This window comes from Synergistaceae bacterium DZ-S4 (genome assembly GCA_025943965.1).
GTDB lineage: Bacteria > Synergistota > Synergistia > Synergistales > Synergistaceae > Caenicola > Caenicola nitritireducens.
On record JAPCWD010000003.1, the window covers coordinates 44,181 to 64,141 of the forward strand.

Sequence of the window (19,961 nt, forward strand, 5' to 3'; positions counted from 1 at the left end):
CTGACCCTCTTTACGCGTCATATTTGACTGATATTCCGTGTATCTCTTCCAGCCTTTCCATGAAAGCGTCAACGATATCGGGATCAAAATGCCTGCCTCTCTCCTCCCTGATGCACTCCACGACCTTTGGGAAGGGCCATGCCTCTTTATATACCCGCTTAGTCATGAGAGCGTCGTAAACATCTATTATCGCCATCAGTCTGCCGGGCAGAGGAATATCCTCTCCCGAGATGCCGAGGGGGTAGCCGCTGCCATCGTATTTTTCATGGTGTGCACCGATTATCTCAAGTGCGATCTTAACAAAATAGGGAAGATCTTCTTCCTTGCAGTGTTGTTCTTTCTTCAACGCTTCAGTTCCAAAATTGACATGCTTCTTCATGATCTCAAATTCTTCCGGCGTCAGTTTGCCCGGCTTCAACAAAATATTGTCCGGTATCCCCACCTTGCCTATGTCGTGAAGGGGGGTCGTTCTGATTAGTTCAAATATATAGCCGCCTGTGAGGATATCCTTGTATTTGTCGTTTGACCTTAAGCTCTCGCAGAGGGTATTCATGATCATCTGTGTCCTTGTTGTATGCCGGAAGGATTCAATGTCCCTGGTCTCAAGCAGGCCGACCAGGGCGCGGATAGTTATGTCCGTAGCAGCTTCAGCCTCTTTTGTCCTCTCCGCGACCAGCTGATCCAGATGATGATTGTGCTTCTCTACCACTTTTTGTGCTTCCTTCAGTTTGGCATGGATGTCTATCCTTGCCCTCAGGGATTCCATGTTCACCGGTTTTCTGATGTAATCAACAGCACCCATTTTGAGCCCCTTGATCTCGTTTTCGATCTCATCGGCGTTAGTCAGGACGATAACGCGTACCCTGCTGTATTTGTCATCAGAATTTAACCGCACAAGCAGTTCAAAACCATTCATTTCGGGCATGAACAGATCAAGGATCACAAGGTCAATATCGGGGTCTTCATCTATCAGGCTAAGGGCTTCGATACCGTTGGAGGCTTCCAATACATCAAAATCAAGCAGCATATTGCTGATGATCATCCTGTCGACCGCAGAGTCGTCAACTACAAGTATCCTGGTCTTCATACAAGGCCTCCCCTTCATTGCAAAAGAATTAAAAAAAGGCTGAGCTTTACTGCTTTATAATGATAAACATATTACTCTATATTTAGGTAAAGTTAAACTATTTTTTATACTGGGAGCAAAGTTTTTTAACATTGAAAGCTGGCGGAGATAGCATCCGCGGCGAGCAATAGGCAAGCGTGGGCAAGTGTTGACGACCCAAGCGAGCAAATTCTCCAGAGACGATCCTCGCGAATTCTCCGCAGCCCAGAGGCTGCATTTCCCATAGACCCTTGATAGCCACTGCCATATCGCAATTGGGATTTAGAGCGAATGATAACGACGCAATGCGCAGTGGAGTCTTTCGAAGGCGTATATCAATACGTCGAAGGAAGGCTCCGCAAGCTTTGCTAAGTCAGCGCCGCTCTAAATCACAATTGCTCAAGCAGCTCGCGAAGCATTGTAAAGCCACAGGTCCACCTAGAAAGGGCTATTTATTAGGTATCCCCAGATACTTCTGAAACCACTTTATGTGCTTTATGATCTTTGGGGACTTATATGTCCTGCCGAGCTCATACATGCTTGTGAGGTCCAGACTTTCTAAAGCATCTTTGTCGATCCGGAGGTCTTCAAGGATGAAAGCTTGCCAGAGACTGTAGCTCTGCGGGGTGTACCTGATTATGTAGAGCTGGTCCAGCAGTGCCTTTTCGGTCGTTGCCCTGATATATCCCGGGGGGTCTTTTACAGCGTATGTGCCAATAAATACAGACGACCGGGGAACTGTGAGCCAATGGATATTTCCGTAGGGTGTCTTTAGGCTTCGGCTTCTCTTTGGCGTGACAGCTGTGACTGAAGCAACGGCATCGGGGATCAGTCCCGCTTCAAAGAGGACAAGGTTTCCCGAAACTGCGGCGGGGCCGTAGACATTGCACGCAAGATACCTAAGGGAGGGCTGCCTCGTTCGAAGAAGGGGGCCGAGACAGTACCAGCCGCGCATTACCCTTTCGATCAAGCCATCCGACATAAGTCCCTCTATCTTCTGCCATATATTTGTATAGCCCCTCTCGGCCAGCCTGCTCTGCAGCACCCATCCGGGAATCTCCGTATCCAGCCCCTTAAGCAGCTCGATATCGGTCATGCGACATCACCTCGCTCAAATAAATTCTATTTTATGTACAATAACATCTAATTATTAGAGTTTACTATACATAAAAAATATATTCAAGCGTGATGAATTACAGGAATCAAAAATTAGGATCTGTGCGCAAGGAGGTATCTTTTTGCAGAATCGACAAGCTTATCTTTTTGGAGAAGGAATAATTCCGGGGTCCACGAAGCAGAGCTCATTTTTTCAATCTCTTCAGTCATAAAGCCCTGTACGTCTCGCAGTATTTCACCCACATCAACTGATGCAGCCCTCTTTTCATACATCTCTCCCAGAAGTTCGGGCGTAAGTTTCTTGTCAGGGTCAAGGGTCCCCTTCTCCTTCAAGCGTGCCTCGAGCCAATATATGTCGAGTTCCGTATCCTTCCTCATGTACCAGAGAAAATCGTACCAGTCGCGCCCCTTGACTCGCTTGCTGCCCCATTTGCGATGAATTATCGCGTCCATTTTTCCGGCAAAGGATGAAGGCAGGGTACATAAACGTGCGGAGTAATTATATGGATAGGAACCGTAAAGGGTCTCCGTTTGTGGCATGACATCGGTCGACGGTTTTTCGACGTCTATTTTTACTCTCAGGCTCACGGACCTCTTAATTGAAAGAACAAAGCTTCCTCTTAAAACGTCTTCTCCCTCTTCCTTTATGTTTATCTTTACTTCATCAAGGCCCATATCCCCAAAAAAATGGGACATCGGTTCTTTATAGGAAGCAAGGGAAAAATCAGCACCGTGTGAGATCACAGTAAAATCAAGGTCTTCGGAAAACCTTGGCAAATTATGGAATATCCGAAGCGCTGTCCCTCCGAACATTGCGGTTTGCCTGAAAAAATCTGTCTGAACAGAAAGTCCCAACAGAATAAGGTTCTGGAACTTCTCCAGAACATCAAGCTTCTTGCCAGCTTCAATACCCTTTCTTAATTCCTCAAAAATCCTCGTCACCCCCATACCGATACATTATAAACCTATGGAGGAAGTGCGTCTTGGTCTGAAGAGGGATTGCAGCAAGGATCACACTGCGGAGAATTCGCGAGGATCGTCGCTGGAGAATTTGCCCGCTTCCCATCGCGGAGAATTGCGGCCAAAGGCCGCGAAGGTTCAAAATTCCCGTCATCCCCGTATGCCCGACCTCATCGTCATCCCGGTATGTCCGTGAGCCGGGATCCGGGTCCTGATTTTGACCTTTTCCCTCACCGTCGTCCCCCGACTCATTCACGATCGTCATTCCGGTATGGGGTTGTCGGGAGAGCCCTCGAGGGAGACGATAAAAAGACAAAAAACAATGGATCCAGGCTCGAAGGCATACCGGAAAGACGGAGGGTGGTGCATACCGGGAAGACGATGAGGTGAGGCATACGGGAATGACGGAGAGGGAACCTAGGTTCTCAGGGTCTGCGACTACTTCTCGCCGGCTATGCCGGCCCTTCTCGGCGATGAGGATCGCCACTTCGCGCGGCATCTTCATGCCGCACTTCGCCATCGTAGTAGCATTCGGAGACGACGGTGCTTTGCGTTCTTACAACCGTTTGACTACTGTTTGACAATGTTTGACGATCGTTTGACCGAATTATATATAAGAAGGAATAAAGGAAGGGGTTTTTCTAAAAGGTTTTGATCATTGTCAAAGGTTTTACCGATCTTCTAAGGTTGCCCGATTTTACAACTGCTTGCCTACTGCTTGCCCATTGCTTGCCTATTGCTTGCCGCCGGTGCTCTCCCCGGCTGCCCTTGCCCATTGCTTGCCAATTTTTTGGGGGGTTGCAGCCCTTACAACCGCTTCACTACCGCTTCACCATTGCTTCACGCGACCGTATTTGTCGCAGTTTCACCATTGTTATAAGCTGCTTGCCGCCGGAAGGATCTCCGGCATACTTCTAACTTCTATCTAAAAAAACCGGTTCCAGCTTTGCTCGGATCTTTTTTAACCTCGCGCAGACTGCCTGCTGGGTGATGTTGTTTTTTCCTGCAAGATCGCTCTGTGTCCAGCCATCCATTGCATCTCGCGCCAAAATGAATTCACCGGGTCTGAGTTTCCTTCTCAGTATCTCCAAAATTTCAAAAAGCAGCCTTCTCTCTATCTCTGAAGGATCTATGACATGATCGGCTGCGGTATCGAAATCCGCGAAATTTGTCTTTCTTCTCAGCCCCCTGAGTCTCTGGGCGGCTGTCCTGACATATCCGGGAAGTCGACTTGCTATAAAGGCCGTAAGCCAGTTTTTGTCTGTACATTTCTCATTCAGGATCAAGAGGGCAAGATAACCTTCCTGGACAAGATCTTCATATTCTGCGCCTCTGCCGGCGTAGCGTTTTGCGGTTGCCTTTACCAATGGTTCATACTTTGCGATCAACTCTTCTTTCATCATCTCGGTATTAGTATTCAACGTATTTACTTATCCTCCTATTTCTATATGAATGAAATGCCTGTTCCCGTAGCTTATCGCACGGCTGAAACCGCAGCTCAAAGCCAGATCACGAAACCTTTCCTGTTCCGATGCGGGAACCCTCACGTCCGCCGCCTGCCCGACTTTATGCAGGCTCCGCTTAACACCCCCCACTTCCCTGTTGTGAATTTCACATCTGTAACCGCTGTTTATGATCAACGGTCGCCCCCATTCATCCCTTAATTTCTGCAGTTTCAAAACGAGCAGCGGGTGCAGCAGGACAGTGTGACAGCAGGGACACTCAAACTCTTTCAGGTTGAAGTTCTCCGTAAGCTGAAAATCGTTCAACCTCATCTTTTTGACCTTTTATTATCGAAAAACTTTAAATTGAACAACACAAAAACTAGGATACTCCTGATTTTAAATAAAAGCGAATCTTTCACCTTCGGTCAATCCCCTTTCCCCTCAATAACGCTCCCAAGCCTGACTACTGCCCTTGTCAGCTCTTCAAGCCTATGATCCATCCTTATCAGCAGATAAGAGGCGACAGCGACCGAAAAACCGCTCTGGAGCACGTTTGCCATGAACTCTTCCATTTTTTTCGTTTACCCTCCTTTATTTGCTATTTGTAAATAGTCTTGCTAGTAAAAATCTTGGGAATATTCGCAATAAGTTCAGAAAAAGGCGCGCATTTCAGCGCGCCTCCCCGCCGCTTATATGATATCCACGACTGTACGGTCGATCAGCTCTGCGCCGTCAGCAGCTGCCAAAGTAACGCCAAAAGGCTGCTGAAGCATAAGTGCGTCCATTGCAGACTGCACCAGGGCTGCTCCCCCCTCCTCGGCAAGTGCCGGATCCGCGTAGTTCATGCTCACGCTGAAAGCCTTCCCTGCATCCGTAAGGAACTTAAGTTTGATAGTCTTCAAAATACCACCCTCCTTCCTCAAATCAATTTTTCATTCAGCCCTACTCTACGATAAGGCCGGTCTCATACTGCTTTGTCTCTATTACGGGATATTCGAGAAGAGACTCAAGCGCGGTTACAACTGCGTCAACGGCATCCGGAGTAATTTCATTGTCCAGAGTGTTGATGCTGACAGTCTTCTCGACCGCTTTGCCATCGACCATTCCCAGATTAAGGGACATACGGATCGACGTGGAAATAGGATTGATACTTGCCATTTTTTTTCCTCCTTTCGTGCCTGATACTATTAATAGTGCACAGGAGGGTCGAAAATAACAAACGGCATGGACAAATCTCTCAAAAAAAGTTTTTTCGGGGCCTATTTTAATGAAGAAATAGCATTTCAAGGAAGGAGGCAAATGTCCCGGGGATGAGCTTCACAACAGCATCCGCAGGACTTTATGACCGAAGAAATATCAACTTATCCAAAATCATTGTTAACCAATAACGAAATAATAAGATACAATAATACATAGAAGTGAGAACCCTGTGACTATTTATACTTATCGATATACGCTTTCGCATTAAAATTAACCCAAGTTCCAATTATTTTTTCCCCAAAAAACAATTTATCAATGGTCGCAGCACCCGAAAAACATAAAATTTCTTGACAATCAAAAATCATGGCCGAAAAGAACAAACAGCAGATGCAAATTTCTGAAAAAAGTTTTTATCTCTATAGTTCAGATTATAAATCCGTGAAAAAAGTTATGATTAACTGTATAAAGTGAACTATTGATATCGATATGGGGTAGAATTGAACGCAGAAACGATTGCTTTTTCTTATGACAAATTTCATTACAGCTTCCTTACAATATTAACTTTGCCTGTGTTTTTAATTTTGCTAAATGATACTTCTGCCTCGTTGCTAATAATCAGGCATTGGCCTGTAATAATTAAATTTAAATCAATTAATTTTAATTTGAGGTAGTCATATGGAGATATTCAACAACATTACTAAGACTGTAAAAGATGACCTCCAAGTCACGATTTCCCCTAATAGCCGCGTATCTATCGCAGCTGCTTTCTTTTCAATTTATGCTTTTCAAGAATTGAAAGAACAACTTGAAGATATTCAAGAGCTCCGTTTCATTTTCACTTCTCCAACATTTGTTACAGAAAAGGCTCCAAAAGAAAAAAGGGAATTTTACATCCCTCGCTTGGAGCGTGAAAAAAGCCTCCATGGAACTCAGTTTGAGGTAAAACTACGCAATGAGCTCACCCAGAAAGCAGTTGCAAAAGAATGCGCTGAGTGGGTTCGGAAAAAAGTTACCTTCAAATCAAACATTACAAACGAAAACATGGGCGGGTTTATGAATATTGAGCATCAAGAAAATGCAACGACCTACATGCCAATGAACGGCTTTACGACAGTTGATATTGGGTGTGAAAGAGGCAATAACACTTACAACATGGTCACAAAGCTAGAGTCCCCTCATAGCAAAGAATTTATTACACTATTTGACAGCGTTTGGAATGACAAGACAAAGTTGCAAGGGGTAACTGAAGAAGTAATCAACAACATCACAACAGCTTACAACGAAAATCCTCCCGAATTTATATATTTTGTGACACTCTACAATATTTTCAACGAATTTCTTGAAGACATATCGGAAGATGTCCTTCCCAATGAAGCAACCGGGTTCAAAGAAAGCAAGATTTGGGATATGCTCTATGATTTCCAAAAAGATGCGGCTTTAGCCATTATAAACAAACTCGAAAAATACAATGGCTGTATCCTCGCGGACAGTGTAGGACTTGGAAAAACTTTCACAGCCCTGGCGGTAATTAAATACTATGAAAACAGGAATAAATCTGTTCTTGTATTATGTCCCAAAAAACTAACAGACAATTGGAATACATTCAAAGCTAATTATGTTAATAACCCTATTGCCAAAGATAGGCTTCGTTATGATGTCCTTTATCACACAGATCTTTCAAGAAACTCCGGAAAATCTAACGGACTTGATTTAGACAGGCTAAATTGGGGAAACTACGACCTCCTTGTCATTGATGAATCACATAATTTCCGTAATGGTGGGGAGTTATCCGGAGAAGCGGGAGACAAAGAAAATCGTTATCTGCGTCTGCTTAATAAAGTAATTCGGGCAGGTGTTAAAACTAAGGTTCTAATGCTCTCCGCAACGCCGGTGAACAATCGCTTTATTGACTTAAAAAATCAGCTTGCCCTGGCATACGAAGGCAACGCTGAAATAATTAACACAAAGCTGAATACAACAAAGTCGATAGACGAAATATTCCGAACGTCACAGAAGGCTTTTAACGAGTGGAGCAAACTTTCACCCTTAGATAGAACAACTGATACGTTGCTTAAAAAATTGGACTTTGATTTTTTTGAGCTACTGGATAGTGTAACAATAGCAAGATCGAGAAAACATATTGAAAAATACTACAACATGGCTGAAGTTGGAGAATTCCCCGAACGGCTGAGGCCTATCTCTTTAAGGCCGAGCTTGACCCACCTTAATGACGCAATAAACTACAACCAAATATATGGCCAGCTAATGCTGCTGAATCTCTCAATATACACTCCTTCAAACTTTATCCACGAGAGCAAGAAACACAAATATCTGAGCGCCGCTGACATTGAGGATTCGAACCTGACACAGACAGGCCGCGAACAGGGTATAAGACGGCTAATGAGTATTAATCTTCTAAAACGTCTTGAAAGCTCTGTCCATTCATTCCAGTTAACTTTGACAAGGGTTCTAGCCTTTATCAGTCAAACAATAGATACAATAAATGAATTCGAAGAAACAGGTCATGCAAATCTGGACCTTATTGATATTAGCAACATGAGTGAGCTAGATTATGAAGAACAAAACACAGATATTTTTACAATAGGCAAGAAAATCAAGATTGATTTAGTTGACATGGATTATTTATCTTGGCGTGCTGACCTTATCAAAGACAGAGATACATTGTCTCTGCTTATTTTGATGATTAAAGAGATAACTCCGGAACACGATGAAAAACTACAGACTCTTTTCAGTACAATAATGGACAAGTTAAACAATCCGATCAATGACAACAACAGGAAAATCTTGATATTTACAGCTTTCGCGGACACTGCGATATATTTATTTGAGCATGTAAGTGCATTCGTCAAAAACAATTTTGGGTTAGATTCTGCAATGGTGACAGGTTCGATTGAAAGCAGGACTACTGTCCCTAAATTAAAAGCAGATTTCAATACTGTGCTGACATGCTTTTCTCCGATATCAAAAGAGAAGAATCTATTGATGCCCAATAGCAAAACTGAATTTGACGTTTTAATAGCGACAGACTGTATATCTGAGGGACAAAATCTGCAGGATTGCGATTATCTAATTAACTATGACATCCATTGGAACCCAGTTCGCATAATACAAAGATTTGGAAGAATTGACCGAATAGGCAGCCGAAATGATTCTATCCAGCTTGTTAACTTCTGGCCGGATCTAACTTTGGATGAGTATATAAACCTTAAGGCAAGAGTTGAAACAAGGATGAAAATATCTGTTCTCACTTCAACCGGTGACGATAACCTTTTAAGTGCCGAAGAAAAAGGCGATTTGGAATATCGCAAACAGCAACTTAAACGGTTGCAAGAAGAAGTTGTCGACATCGAAGATATGTCCGGTGGGATATCGATAATGGATCTTGGACTAAATGAATTTCGTATGGATCTTCTTGAATATATAAAGAATAACCCAGAGATTGAACGAGCGCCTTTTGGAATGCACGCTCTTGTCGGTGCTAATGAAGATACTCCGCCGGGTGTAATTTATGTGCTGAAAAATATTAACAGCGAAGTGAATATCGACAGCCAAAACCGTCTCCACCCCTTCTATATGACCTATATCACAAATGATGGAAAGGTTGTCTGTGATCATACAGAACCAAAGAAAATGCTGGATATAATGAGATTACTCTGTAAGAATAAGCAAGAACCCGAAAAGGATCTATGCATTGCCTTCAACAAAGAAACAAAAGACGGCAAGGATATGCGCCGTTTATCCGAATTGCTCAGTAAGGCAATAAACTCAATTGTAGAAGTCAAGGAAGAAAAAGACATCGACAGCTTTTTCAAAAATGGGGCACAATCATTCCTTTCCAATGAAATAAACGGATTAGATGATTTCGAACTGATCTGCTTCCTAGTGGTTAAATAACATGATACAGATACCGCTTGGGAAAACATTAAACAAAACGATACCGAAAGAAGCGTTCTTTCGAAATTTAGACATTACACCTGATATCAAAAACAAATTTGTCACTGATATCAAGAAAATAACTCTTGCTAAAAGCATTTCACCGCTAACCTGTAATCTTAGCGCAGGCGAAGAAGTTAAAGAGATCAACATCATAAATATTGAGCTGAAAAAGCAAGAAGCCGACTTAAGAGTTCTTGAAAAAATAGCAAAACAAATGCCATTTAAGATAATCTTCTCTCTGAATTACGAGGGAGAAAAGCAGGTTGTAATATTCCATAACAAACTCTTCAAAACGGGTTGGAGCAGCAATAGAACTATCCAACCGGAATTTCATGGCTTAAATCTTGATGATCTATGGAAATATCTTGTCTCTGAGGTCGGGGAATTTGAAATAAAAATAGAAGAAGAGCTTGATGAAGTCATTGAACAGAACAATCAAATAGAAAAAATCAAGAAACAAATAGCAATCCTCGAAAATAAGATCCAGCGCGAGAAGCAGTTCAACCGACAATTTGAGTTAAGTAGAGAACTTAAACGACTGAAAAAACAATTGGAGGTAATATAAAATGAGTTTAGTCATCAAAAATATGATTTTACATAATCATGCCCCTTTTGAGCATATCGAGCTAGACTTTTTTGAAAAAGGGATTTCAGTCTTAAGTGCAGTTAATGGTGGCGGTAAGACAACTATACTATCTCATATCGCTGATGCTTGGTATGAAATGGCTCGTGAGTCGTGTCCTAACGAATTTGAAGGTAAAGAAAACAAATATTATCGTATTTCTTCACCAACGTACAGTATCGAGAGTAACAAACCCCAATTAGTTTTTATCCGATTTTTTGCGGATAATAAGACCATCGACTATGTCAGCTTGCGTGGAAAAACCAACAAAAAGGATTTCGAGAGTATCGTTCCTGATGATTGCACAATAAAGTTTGATTCTCTACAAAGTGAATTAGATAAGTCAAACAATATTAAATATTGTTCTGAATCTGATAAAAAATCCATAGAACAATTATTTAAAGATAATATAATTACTTATTTGCCATCCTATAGACATGAACAGCCAGGCTATCTTAATGATCCATATAAAATATCAATTAACTATGGATTAGAACCTAATTTTTCAGGTCATTTGGTAAATTCAATAGAAATTATAAGTGATCTGCCAGGATTGGCCAATTGGTTAATGGATGTAGTATTAGACATGCGACTGTATAGCAATAATTCAAACATTCAAACTTTATTTAATAACATTAACTTAATATTTTCAAATGCTTTATCCATCAAGTCAGAAAAGGAACTATCTATCGGCATAGGTCAAAGAAATGCCGGAGCAACGCGCATTCAAGTAGTAGAACGAGATGCATCAGGGAATTGGTCTAAAACAATATATCCTTCAATTTTCAATATGTCCGCTGGTGAGAGTGCCTTAATATGCCTGTTCTGCGAAATTGTAAAGCAATTTGATAAGATACACCCAAACCAGCTTATACATCAAGCAACTGGAATTGTGCTTATTGATGAGATTGATAAGCATCTGCACATTCGTTTGCAAAAAGATGTGCTTCCTAATCTGATGCAACTTTTCCCAAATGTACAGTTCATTGTTAGCTCTCATTCGCCTTTTATTGCAATGGGCTTGACACAAAACCAGGTCACAAATCATAGAACTCGTGTAATCGATTTAGATAAGAACGGCGTTGTTGCGGACTTAGAAACAACGGATGTATTCGCCGAAGGGTATAACGCGATGATTGAGAAAAACGCGCAATACAAAGCCATGTTCGATTCCTTACAAAAACAAGTAGGATCAGCAAAATTTCAAATTGTTTCAGAGGGGCATAATTGCAGACATATAAAAAAGGCGATTAGCATATTGGATAGTTCGCTATTGGGAAAATTAGATTTCCCTTACAGCGATAAAACTGGAAAAGAACAGCTAAAACAGGCATATGAAGCGATGTTCAATTCTAATCCTATGGCAAAATATCTTTTCGTTTGGGATTGTGATTTTACAAATACTAACTTGCCAGAGAACGAACACTTTTACAAGTTCATTATAACTAAAAATGCTGAAAACACTAAGGCTACGGTGGGGATAGAGAATTTATATCCAATGGAACTCTTTACAGATAAATTTTATCCAAAAAAGAAAAAAACCAACGGATATGGTGCAATAACTGAATATGAGGAGTTTGACAAAAAAGCTTTTTTAGAAGATATCGAGGAGAATTATGAACCATCAGTTTTTCAAAAATTTAAGCCATTGATTGATAAAATCAAAGAGATTGTTACATCACAACAAGAGCCACAAGAAACTGGGGAGGAAATTACTAATGGATAAATTAAGAATGGAATCTACTGATATGACAGAGCAAAACATAGAAAAGATCGGTAGATTGTTCCCCAATGTCATCACAGAATCTAGGGGTAAGGACGGCAAACTCAAGAAGGCAATCAACTTTGATTTGCTTATGCAGTTATTATCTGCTGATGTGTTGGAAGGTGATGAGGCATACGATTTCACTTGGGTTGGAAAGAAAGCTTCGATCATTAAGGCCAACGAACCTATCCGGGAGACTCTCCGTCCATGTAAAGAGGAAAGCAAAAATTGGGACTCGACTGGCAATCTTTACATCGAGGGTGACAACCTTGATGTTTTAAAGCTTTTGCAAGAGAGCTATCTTGGAAAGATCAAGATGATTTATATCGACCCTCCTTATAACACAGGCAACGATTTTGTTTACCGAGACAATTTTACGCAAGACAAGGACGAGTACGATGAAGAGGCCGGTGTTTATGACGAGAGCGGCGATCGTTTGTTCCGAAACACTGAAAGCAATGGGAGATTTCATTCTGATTGGTGTTCTATGATGTTGCCACGCATACAACTAGCTAGAAATTTGTTAAGGGACGATGGGGCAATCTTTATAAGTATTGATGATAATGAAGTTGCTAATTTGAAAAAAATTTGTGACGAAGTATTTTCCGAAAGTAATTTTATTGGACAAATTACGGTGGTTGCTAACCCCAGAGGACGAGATTACGGTGGTGTTGCAAGAATGCACGACTATGTGATCGTATATAGAAAATCACCATCAACAGGAATTAACCTTATTGAAGATTCAAATAACGAATTTACGATGAATGATGATTTAGGTGGATTTGAATTAAGAGAATTGAGAAATAGAAATATAAAATTCAATAAAGAGAACCGTCCGAATTTATATTATCCATTTTACATTAACCCTTATGAAGAAGATAAATATAGTTTGCATCCGATATCTTTAAAAAAACAAAATGGATGGATTGAGTTGTATCCCCTGGCTTCCCAGGGTATTAATACCGTTTGGCGGTGGGGCAAACAAAAATCTGAAGCCAATTTGAATATTAATATTTGCGCTAAGCCAATGAGAAATGGCAGCTATATGATTGTTGAAAAGTATAGAGAATCAAAAATGATGGCACGCTCTGTTTGGTGGGATAAAGATACCAATACAGAAAAAGGAACTTTATTAGTAAAAGAGATAATGGACGGTAAAGTCTTTGACTATCCCAAGCCAGTTGAGATGTTGATGAGAATATGTGAAATGGGAACAAATAGTGAGGATGACGATATCGTTCTAGACTTTTTTTCAGGATCGGGAACAATGGCTCATGCAGTACTAAAACTGAATGCCAACGATGGCGGAAACAGAAAATTCGTTATGGTACAACTACAAGAAGAGTGTACAAAAGACAGCGAAGCATACAGGTCTGGTTATAAAAATATATGTGAAATAGGAAAAGAAAGAATACGTCGGGCAGGAGAAAAAATTAAAACTGATGCCGTGATATTGGAACAAGATCTTGATATTGGTTTCCGTGTATTTAAACTGGACAGTACCAACATGAAAGATGTCTATTATGCAGCAAAAGATTACTCTCAGGCGCAACTTAACGATTTAATTTCCAACATAAAAGAAGACAGAACGGACATGGATCTACTCTTTGCCTGTCTTCTTGAATGGGGATTGCCTCTCTCGTTAGCTCACAAAACAGAAAAAATAGATGGTTTTGATGTACATACAATTAATGACGGAGATCTTATGGCTTGCTTTGCTGACGAGGTAAGCGAATCAGTCATTCGTGAGATTGCCAAACGTCAACCTCTTAGAGCTGTATTCCGTGACAGTTCATTTGGAACAAGTCCAGAAAAAATTAACGTAGAAGAAATTTTCAAACTGATGTCACCCAAGACAAAAGTGAAAGTTATATAAAAACCGCAATAATTCTTGTATTTCAATATTTTTCTTAGGAGATATTATGGTATGAAATTACAGTTTAAACATCAGAAATTTCAGGCTGAAGCGGCCAAAGCTGTATGCGATGTTTTTGCGGGACAGCCGTATTCTGTCCCAAGCTATATGATCGATAAGGGGCTTATTAAAGATAAAAATGACTCCGCTCAAAAACAGGCTGACATTGGGTTTGACTTCACTGGATGGCGAAATGAACCGATTGTGCCGCAGCTTACAGATGAAATTATCCTTGAAAACATAAATAGAATTCAGCGTAAATTTCAAATTGAACCATCTCAAAAACTGGAAGGAAGATATAACCTTACAGTCGAGATGGAAACCGGTGTGGGCAAAACATATACCTATATAAAGACAATGTACGAACTTAATAAAAATTATGGTTGGAGCAAGTATATTGTAGTTGTGCCAAGTGTTGCAATACGTGAGGGCGTGTACAAGTCATTTCAGATAACACAGGAACATTTTGCGGAAGAGTATGGAAAAAAGATACGTTTCTTTATCTATAACTCTGCTCAGTTAACAGAAATTGACAGATTTGCCAGCGATAATGCAATTAACGTAATGATAATCAACTCTCAGGCTTTTAATGCAAGGGGCAAGGATGCCAGGCGCATTGACATGAGGCTGGACGAATTCAGAAGCCGCAGGCCTATAGATATTATTGCAAAGACAAATCCCATACTGATTATTGATGAACCTCAATCTGTTGAAGGCCCGGCAACGAAAGACCGCCTAACAAAGTTTATGCCACTTTTTACACTTCGTTATTCTGCTACCCATAGAAAAGACAGTGTTTACAACATGATTTACCGTCTTGATGCAATCGAGGCCTATAACAAAAAGCTTGTCAAAAAAATTGCTGTTAAAGGAATCTCGCTATCTGGCAATACTGCAAATGAGGGATATCTATATCTGGAAAGCATTAACCTGTACAAAGACAAAGGCCCCAGTGCTAATCTTGAATTTGACATAAAACATAAGAACGGAATTAACCCAAAAGTAAGAATTGTGACACCCGGATATAATCTTTTCGATCAGTCCGGAGGATTGGAAGAATATAAAGAAGGATACACGGTAACAAACATTGATGGCAGGGATAACTCTGTGTCGTTTAAAAACGGCATAAAAATCTATGCAGGAGATGTTCTTGGTAAAGTTTCAGAAAAACACCTCCGACGCATACAGATACGAGAGACTATTTTGACTCACATTGAGAGAGAACGCCAACTGTTCTACAAAGGCATAAAAGTGCTCTCCTTGTTCTTCATTGATGAGGTCGCAAAGTATAAGCAGTATGATAAGAGCAATAGTGCATATAACGGTGTTTACGCTGACGTATTCGAAGAAGAATACCGTAATATTTTGGATAATTTGCAGGTCAAACTGGGAGAAGATGAATATATCAAGTATCTAAACTCAATTCAGCCACAAGAAACACATGCAGGATATTTTTCAATAGACAAAAAGAGCAATCGGCTTGTAGACAGTAAAATCTCTGACAGAAAAGAATCAACCTCAGACGATATCGATGCCTATGACCTGATCATGAAAAATAAAGAAAGATTGCTAGATAGAAAAGAGCCTGTAAGGTTTATCTTTTCGCATTCTGCCCTTCGTGAGGGATGGGACAATCCAAATGTATTCCAGATCTGTACACTAAAACAAAGTAACGCACAAGTCCGCAAACGCCAGGAAGTTGGCCGGGGGCTACGGCTTAGTGTCAATCAGGATGGAGAACGAATGGATGCGAACTTTATTGGTGAAGATGTTCATCAAATAAATGTTCTTACCGTAGTAGCAAGCGAAAGCTATGATAATTTTGCAAAAGCACTTCAGTCAGAGCTGGCCGAGGTAGTATCTGACCGCCCAAAAATTATCAATTCTGACTTGTTTAATGGAAAAGTTATCAGGGATTTTAACGGAATTGAGCAAACAATAGATTATGCCCTGGCTCAAACCATCTACGAGGGATTAATCATAAATGGCTATGCCCGAAAGGGCATACTAACTGAAAAATATTATGACGATAAAAAATCTGGGACGTTAAGTTTTGCTGAAGAAGTCAAAGGCTTTGAAAACTCAATAATATCCATCATTGATATTATTTACGATGCAAAGGCTTGTGAGGCCGAGAATGCACGCAGCGTAAACGTTGAGTTAAAAATTGACAAAGACAAACTTGGATGTCGTGAATTTAACGAGTTGTGGAAACGCATAAACGTTAAGTCTGCGTATATTGTTGATTTTGAAACAGAAGAGCTTGTTAAAAAAGCTATTGCAGCACTTGATGAATACCTGAGAGTCTCTCAGATTTACTTTAATGTTGAAAGCGGTTCAATGGAAGAAATTAAATCTAAAGAGGAGTTAGAAGCCGGGGCGTCTTTTGTAAGACAAAAGGGCCGAAAAGAAACCTTGCATATAACAGCAAGCAGCACAATAACCTACGATCTGATTGGAAAGATTGTTGAGGGAACAGGCCTCACTAGGGCAACCGTAGCTAAAATTCTTGCCGGAATAAACACTACAGTATTTGATCAGTTCAAAAACAATCCTGAAGAATTCATCATTAAAGCATCAGATCTAATAAACGAACAAAAAGCCACCGTAATTATTCAACACATCACATACAACAAGCTTGAATCATCTTATGACATGTCTGTTTTCACAGAACCAAGCCTAAAGGGAAAGTTAGGCTACAATGCCATGCCTGCCCAAAAGCACCTTTATGATCATATTTTGTACGACTCTACCAACGAAAGAAATTTTGCAGAAAAACTGGACACTTGTGATGAAGTATCAGTTTACGTGAAGCTCCCAAGTGGTTTTTACATACAAACACCTGTTGGCAAATATAACCCTGACTGGGCTATAGCATTCCATGATGGTCATGTTAAGCATATATATTTTGTTGCCGAGACCAAAGGATCACTGTCTTCAATGGAACTAAGGAAAATTGAAGAAGCAAAGATTCAATGCGCCAAAGAACATTTCAAGGCAATAAGTACAGATAAAGTTAAGTACGAAGTCGTAGACAATTATGAAACGCTGATGAAATTGGTAATGTAGTTGATGCTGCTGTGTTTCTACTGAGTACGATGGGACAATAAGAGCCCCAATTGAAAGGAAGGATGAATATGTCTATTCCTGATTACCAATCTATTTTGCTGCCATTGCTCAAGTTAGCACAAGACGGGAAAGAGCACTCTAAGGAGTGTTTATAAATGGCACAACACATTTCAATTCGTATACCATGGAAAGATAATGGCTACAATGGTTTAGTATGTAACAAGCCTTGCTATAACAATGCTTGCTTGAGGCTTGCCAACATCGCTGAGAACCGTGACGATGAGCTAGAGCAAAAACTTTCAGGTTGTCCTATGAGTGGCCATGAACAGGAATTACCGTGCATAGCAGAGGGCGGAGCGTTTATGTCATCTCTTAGCCACAAAAAAATTAACGTTCATCCATACAAGAAAAGCAACCCCCAATCACATGGTCATTTTCTTGAAACAGAACTCATCTATCCACCTTTTTCGTTGCCAGCACGTCCATTTGGTTGGACTATGCTAAAGAAGGGCAACGAATTTAGCAATATCGTTCGTCTAACCGAAATGTAGTTGTACAATACATAAAGGATTTTTATTTAAGGAGGCGCCCCCTTTGAACGATACCATTGAAGCCTTGAACATAAAAAAATTGATTCAAGACAACAACTACGATGAAGCCCTGCGCAATGCGGAAAAAGCTTTGGACACAGCCCAAAGAGAACTTGGCGAAAATCATCCGGATCTGGTTCAATACTTGGACCTTTTAGCCGAAATTTATAAGGCGAACGGTAACCTAAGGGGCGCGAAAAAGGTTTACAAAAAAGCTCTAAGGCTTTGGATGAATGCCTTCCTTCCCAAGGATAACTATAAGTATTTCCTGGCCGATCTTTTTCCCATGTTTTTTAAATCGCCAGCTCTGCAACCGCGGTTTAAACCTGACAAGATAATAACGCTAAGGCCTGAGCTTTTGATCCACAGCGGCAGTAAAAGAGAGGCTTACGTGCATCCAGGGGACCCAAATTTATGCATAAAAGTTGACAGGCTTTGGAAAGAAGGTTACCACATTTCTCCGAGAAAGCGACTTAAAAGACTCCTAATGCCCTGGCTCATAGATTTTTGGTCTAACCGAGAAGAAGCAAGAGTCTACCGCTCTGTGGCCCTTAAAATAGGCGAAGAATTTTTCGAACACGCGCCCAGATGTTATGGCATCGTGATGACCAACCTGGGACCCGGGCTGGTCGTCGAGCGCGTTCGCGACGAGGATGGCTCATTTTCACGACCCATCGACGTTTACGTGAAAAATAACCCAGACAAGTTGAAGCACGCCCTGGACCTTTTGGAAGACCTTCACGATTTTCTAATCGAACACGACCTTGTGATATATGACTGGGCCAATCCTGCTAATTTCCTGGTGCGCAAACATTCTACCAGGGGTGATAAATTAGTCGTCGTGGATTGGAAGACAGAAGGAACAGCTGATAAAGACCTGCCATGGCGCGACATCTTTCCGGCGTTGGCCAGAAAAAAAATGACCTTTGAGTACAATTGCCTGCGCGAAGATATAACGCGTTTAGGCTCCATTGCTTAACTTTTTAAGCGCTCTCTATTGATGCCATCGCAGCGGCCTCGTTTATAAAAAGGGTGACGAACCTCATGGTTAATGAGAATAAGATGTTAAAGCTGAACGAAGCAGAAAAGACGTGGCTTGAAGAGCTTGCTTCTGCGTGGGGAGTAAAGCTCATTTTTAGGGAGTATCTGGGCGCCGATATGTTCGCCCGAATCACCATAACTTCCGAGGGAGAAGCCTGGGTGGAGATTCTTCAAAGCTTCGACCCCGAAGACTACTACGGCCAATGGGGAAACGATGACATCACGCCATCTGAACTTTTCAGGTTCCTGCTCCTTCACGAAATCGCTCACCTACAGTTAGAACACGAAAAAGAAAAGATCCCGAAACATGTGCGCACCAAAGAGGATTGGCAAGAGGTCATCCGAAAGCGGGAGACAAGAGCCGATCTATGGGCCAAAAGGCGACTCAGGGACCCTTGGCCCAGGGAAGACGAAAAAGGAAAGTGCCTAATCGGCTGCAGCGGGTGGTCTTACGAATCGTGGAACGGAAACTACTATCCACCTGACTTAAGGACTGGCGATAGGCTTTCTTATTACGCCCAAGATTTCCAAACCGTTGAAATAAACATGTCCTTTTACCGAACCCCTTTTGAAAACATGCTTCGGTCTTGGGCTAAAAAGGTTCCCCCCCGTTTTTATTTTGCCGCCAAAGGTTCAAGGAGGATAACCCATTACCGGCGCCTCAAAGGTTGCGAGGAAGAAGTGAAAAATTTCTTCGACAGATTTGCCTTGCTTCCCCAGCTTTCCTGCGTTTTGTGGCAGCTTCCGCCTTCGCTTAAATATGACGCTTCATTGCTGGACGAATTTTGCCACCTTTTGCCAAAACACAGAAGGCAAGCCATTGAATTCAGGCACCTTTCCTGGTGGGATAAGTTAGACGAGACCGCGGAAATTTTATCCAAACACGAGGTCGCCTTCGTTGGGATAAGCCGCAGGGGTTTTCCCGATGAAGCACCCGTGACGGCAGAGTCCAGCTATTTTCGCTTTCACGGATTGGGCAAAAATACTTACCTGTGGGACTACAGCGAAGAAGAACTCCTGCCTTGGGCGCAGCGCGTAAAGACGTTACTTGAAAAAGGCATCGACGTCTACGCTTACTTCAACAACGACTTCGAAGCCCTGGCGGTCAAAAATGCCAAGAAACTTTCAGAAATGGTGAAATTGCTTTAATCGGGCTAAATGGGCAAGGTCACAACT

17 protein-coding genes are annotated in these 19,961 nt (G+C 41.5%); 9 read left to right on the plus strand and 8 right to left on the minus strand.

Translation table 11 applies throughout. The features are described from left to right. Nucleotides 1–10: 10 nt before the first annotated feature. The 3 genes from OLM33_02665 to OLM33_02675 all read right to left on the minus strand — a co-directional run bounded on the left by OLM33_02665 (nt 11) and on the right by OLM33_02675 (nt 3,163). Entirely contained in the window at nt 11–1,087 is a 1,077-nt protein-coding gene (locus OLM33_02665) for a response regulator (protein MCW1712575.1), read from the minus strand. Between the two features lie 466 nt (nt 1,088–1,553). Continuing rightward, nucleotides 1,554–2,201 (minus strand): hypothetical protein, encoded by a 648-nt coding sequence (locus OLM33_02670; GenBank protein MCW1712576.1) that lies wholly within the window; start codon nt 2,199–2,201, stop codon nt 1,554–1,556. Between the two features lie 113 nt (nt 2,202–2,314). Further along, nucleotides 2,315–3,163, minus strand: a complete 849-nt coding sequence (locus OLM33_02675) for a nucleotidyl transferase AbiEii/AbiGii toxin family protein (GenBank protein MCW1712577.1) — start codon at nt 3,161–3,163, stop codon at nt 2,315–2,317. A 404-nt stretch (nt 3,164–3,567) separates the two neighbouring features. Here OLM33_02675 and OLM33_02680 point away from each other — a divergent pair, with 404 nt between their 5' ends. After that, entirely contained in the window at nt 3,568–3,762 is a 195-nt protein-coding gene (locus OLM33_02680) for a hypothetical protein (GenBank protein MCW1712578.1), read from the plus strand. A gap of 333 nt (nt 3,763–4,095) precedes the next feature. On the opposite strand, the gene OLM33_02685 is transcribed toward OLM33_02680, so the two are convergent. The 5 genes from OLM33_02685 to OLM33_02705 form a co-directional block, all read right to left on the minus strand. After that, entirely contained in the window at nt 4,096–4,602 is a 507-nt protein-coding gene (locus OLM33_02685; protein MCW1712579.1) for a sigma-70 family RNA polymerase sigma factor, read from the minus strand. A 9-nt stretch (nt 4,603–4,611) separates the two neighbouring features. Then, complete coding sequence (locus OLM33_02690) at nt 4,612–4,956, minus strand: D-Ala-D-Ala carboxypeptidase family metallohydrolase (protein ID MCW1712580.1); 345 nt, start codon at nt 4,954–4,956, stop codon at nt 4,612–4,614. 95 nt (nt 4,957–5,051) lie between these two features. Beyond that, a complete protein-coding gene (locus OLM33_02695) occupies nt 5,052–5,198 on the minus strand; it encodes a YvrJ family protein (protein ID MCW1712581.1) in 147 nt (48 codons plus the stop codon). Between the two features lie 117 nt (nt 5,199–5,315). Next, nucleotides 5,316–5,528, minus strand: a complete 213-nt coding sequence (locus OLM33_02700; GenBank protein MCW1712582.1) for a DUF2922 domain-containing protein — start codon at nt 5,526–5,528, stop codon at nt 5,316–5,318. A gap of 40 nt (nt 5,529–5,568) precedes the next feature. Continuing rightward, the gene (locus tag OLM33_02705; protein MCW1712583.1) at nt 5,569–5,784 is read right to left on the minus strand and encodes a hypothetical protein; all 216 of its coding nucleotides are present in this window, start codon (nt 5,782–5,784) and stop codon (nt 5,569–5,571) included. Between the two features lie 717 nt (nt 5,785–6,501). Here OLM33_02705 and OLM33_02710 point away from each other — a divergent pair. The 8 genes from OLM33_02710 to OLM33_02745 all read left to right on the plus strand — a co-directional run bounded on the left by OLM33_02710 (nt 6,502) and on the right by OLM33_02745 (nt 19,934). After that, on the plus strand, nt 6,502–9,741 hold the full coding sequence (locus tag OLM33_02710; protein MCW1712584.1) for a helicase-related protein: 3,240 nt from the start codon (nt 6,502–6,504) through the stop codon (nt 9,739–9,741). A gap of 1 nt (nt 9,742) precedes the next feature. Next, the gene (locus tag OLM33_02715) at nt 9,743–10,348 is read left to right on the plus strand and encodes a DUF4391 domain-containing protein (protein MCW1712585.1); all 606 of its coding nucleotides are present in this window, start codon (nt 9,743–9,745) and stop codon (nt 10,346–10,348) included. A 1-nt stretch (nt 10,349) separates the two neighbouring features. Beyond that, nucleotides 10,350–12,131 carry an AAA family ATPase gene (locus OLM33_02720; GenBank protein MCW1712586.1) on the plus strand — a complete coding sequence of 594 codons (1,782 nt, stop codon included), beginning with the start codon at nt 10,350–10,352 and terminating at the stop codon, nt 12,129–12,131. Then, on the plus strand, nt 12,124–14,046 hold the full coding sequence (locus OLM33_02725) for a site-specific DNA-methyltransferase (GenBank protein ID MCW1712587.1): 1,923 nt from the start codon (nt 12,124–12,126) through the stop codon (nt 14,044–14,046). The genes OLM33_02720 and OLM33_02725 overlap by 8 nt, the downstream gene beginning before the upstream one ends. A gap of 51 nt (nt 14,047–14,097) precedes the next feature. Continuing rightward, nucleotides 14,098–17,154 (plus strand): DEAD/DEAH box helicase family protein, encoded by a 3,057-nt coding sequence (locus OLM33_02730; GenBank protein MCW1712588.1) that lies wholly within the window; start codon nt 14,098–14,100, stop codon nt 17,152–17,154. A 155-nt stretch (nt 17,155–17,309) separates the two neighbouring features. Next, the gene (locus OLM33_02735; protein ID MCW1712589.1) at nt 17,310–17,705 is read left to right on the plus strand and encodes a hypothetical protein; all 396 of its coding nucleotides are present in this window, start codon (nt 17,310–17,312) and stop codon (nt 17,703–17,705) included. A gap of 43 nt (nt 17,706–17,748) precedes the next feature. Beyond that, complete coding sequence (locus OLM33_02740) at nt 17,749–18,723, plus strand: YrbL family protein (protein ID MCW1712590.1); 975 nt, start codon at nt 17,749–17,751, stop codon at nt 18,721–18,723. A 65-nt stretch (nt 18,724–18,788) separates the two neighbouring features. Continuing rightward, a complete protein-coding gene (locus OLM33_02745; protein ID MCW1712591.1) occupies nt 18,789–19,934 on the plus strand; it encodes a DUF72 domain-containing protein in 1,146 nt (381 codons plus the stop codon). Nucleotides 19,935–19,961 lie beyond the last annotated feature (27 nt).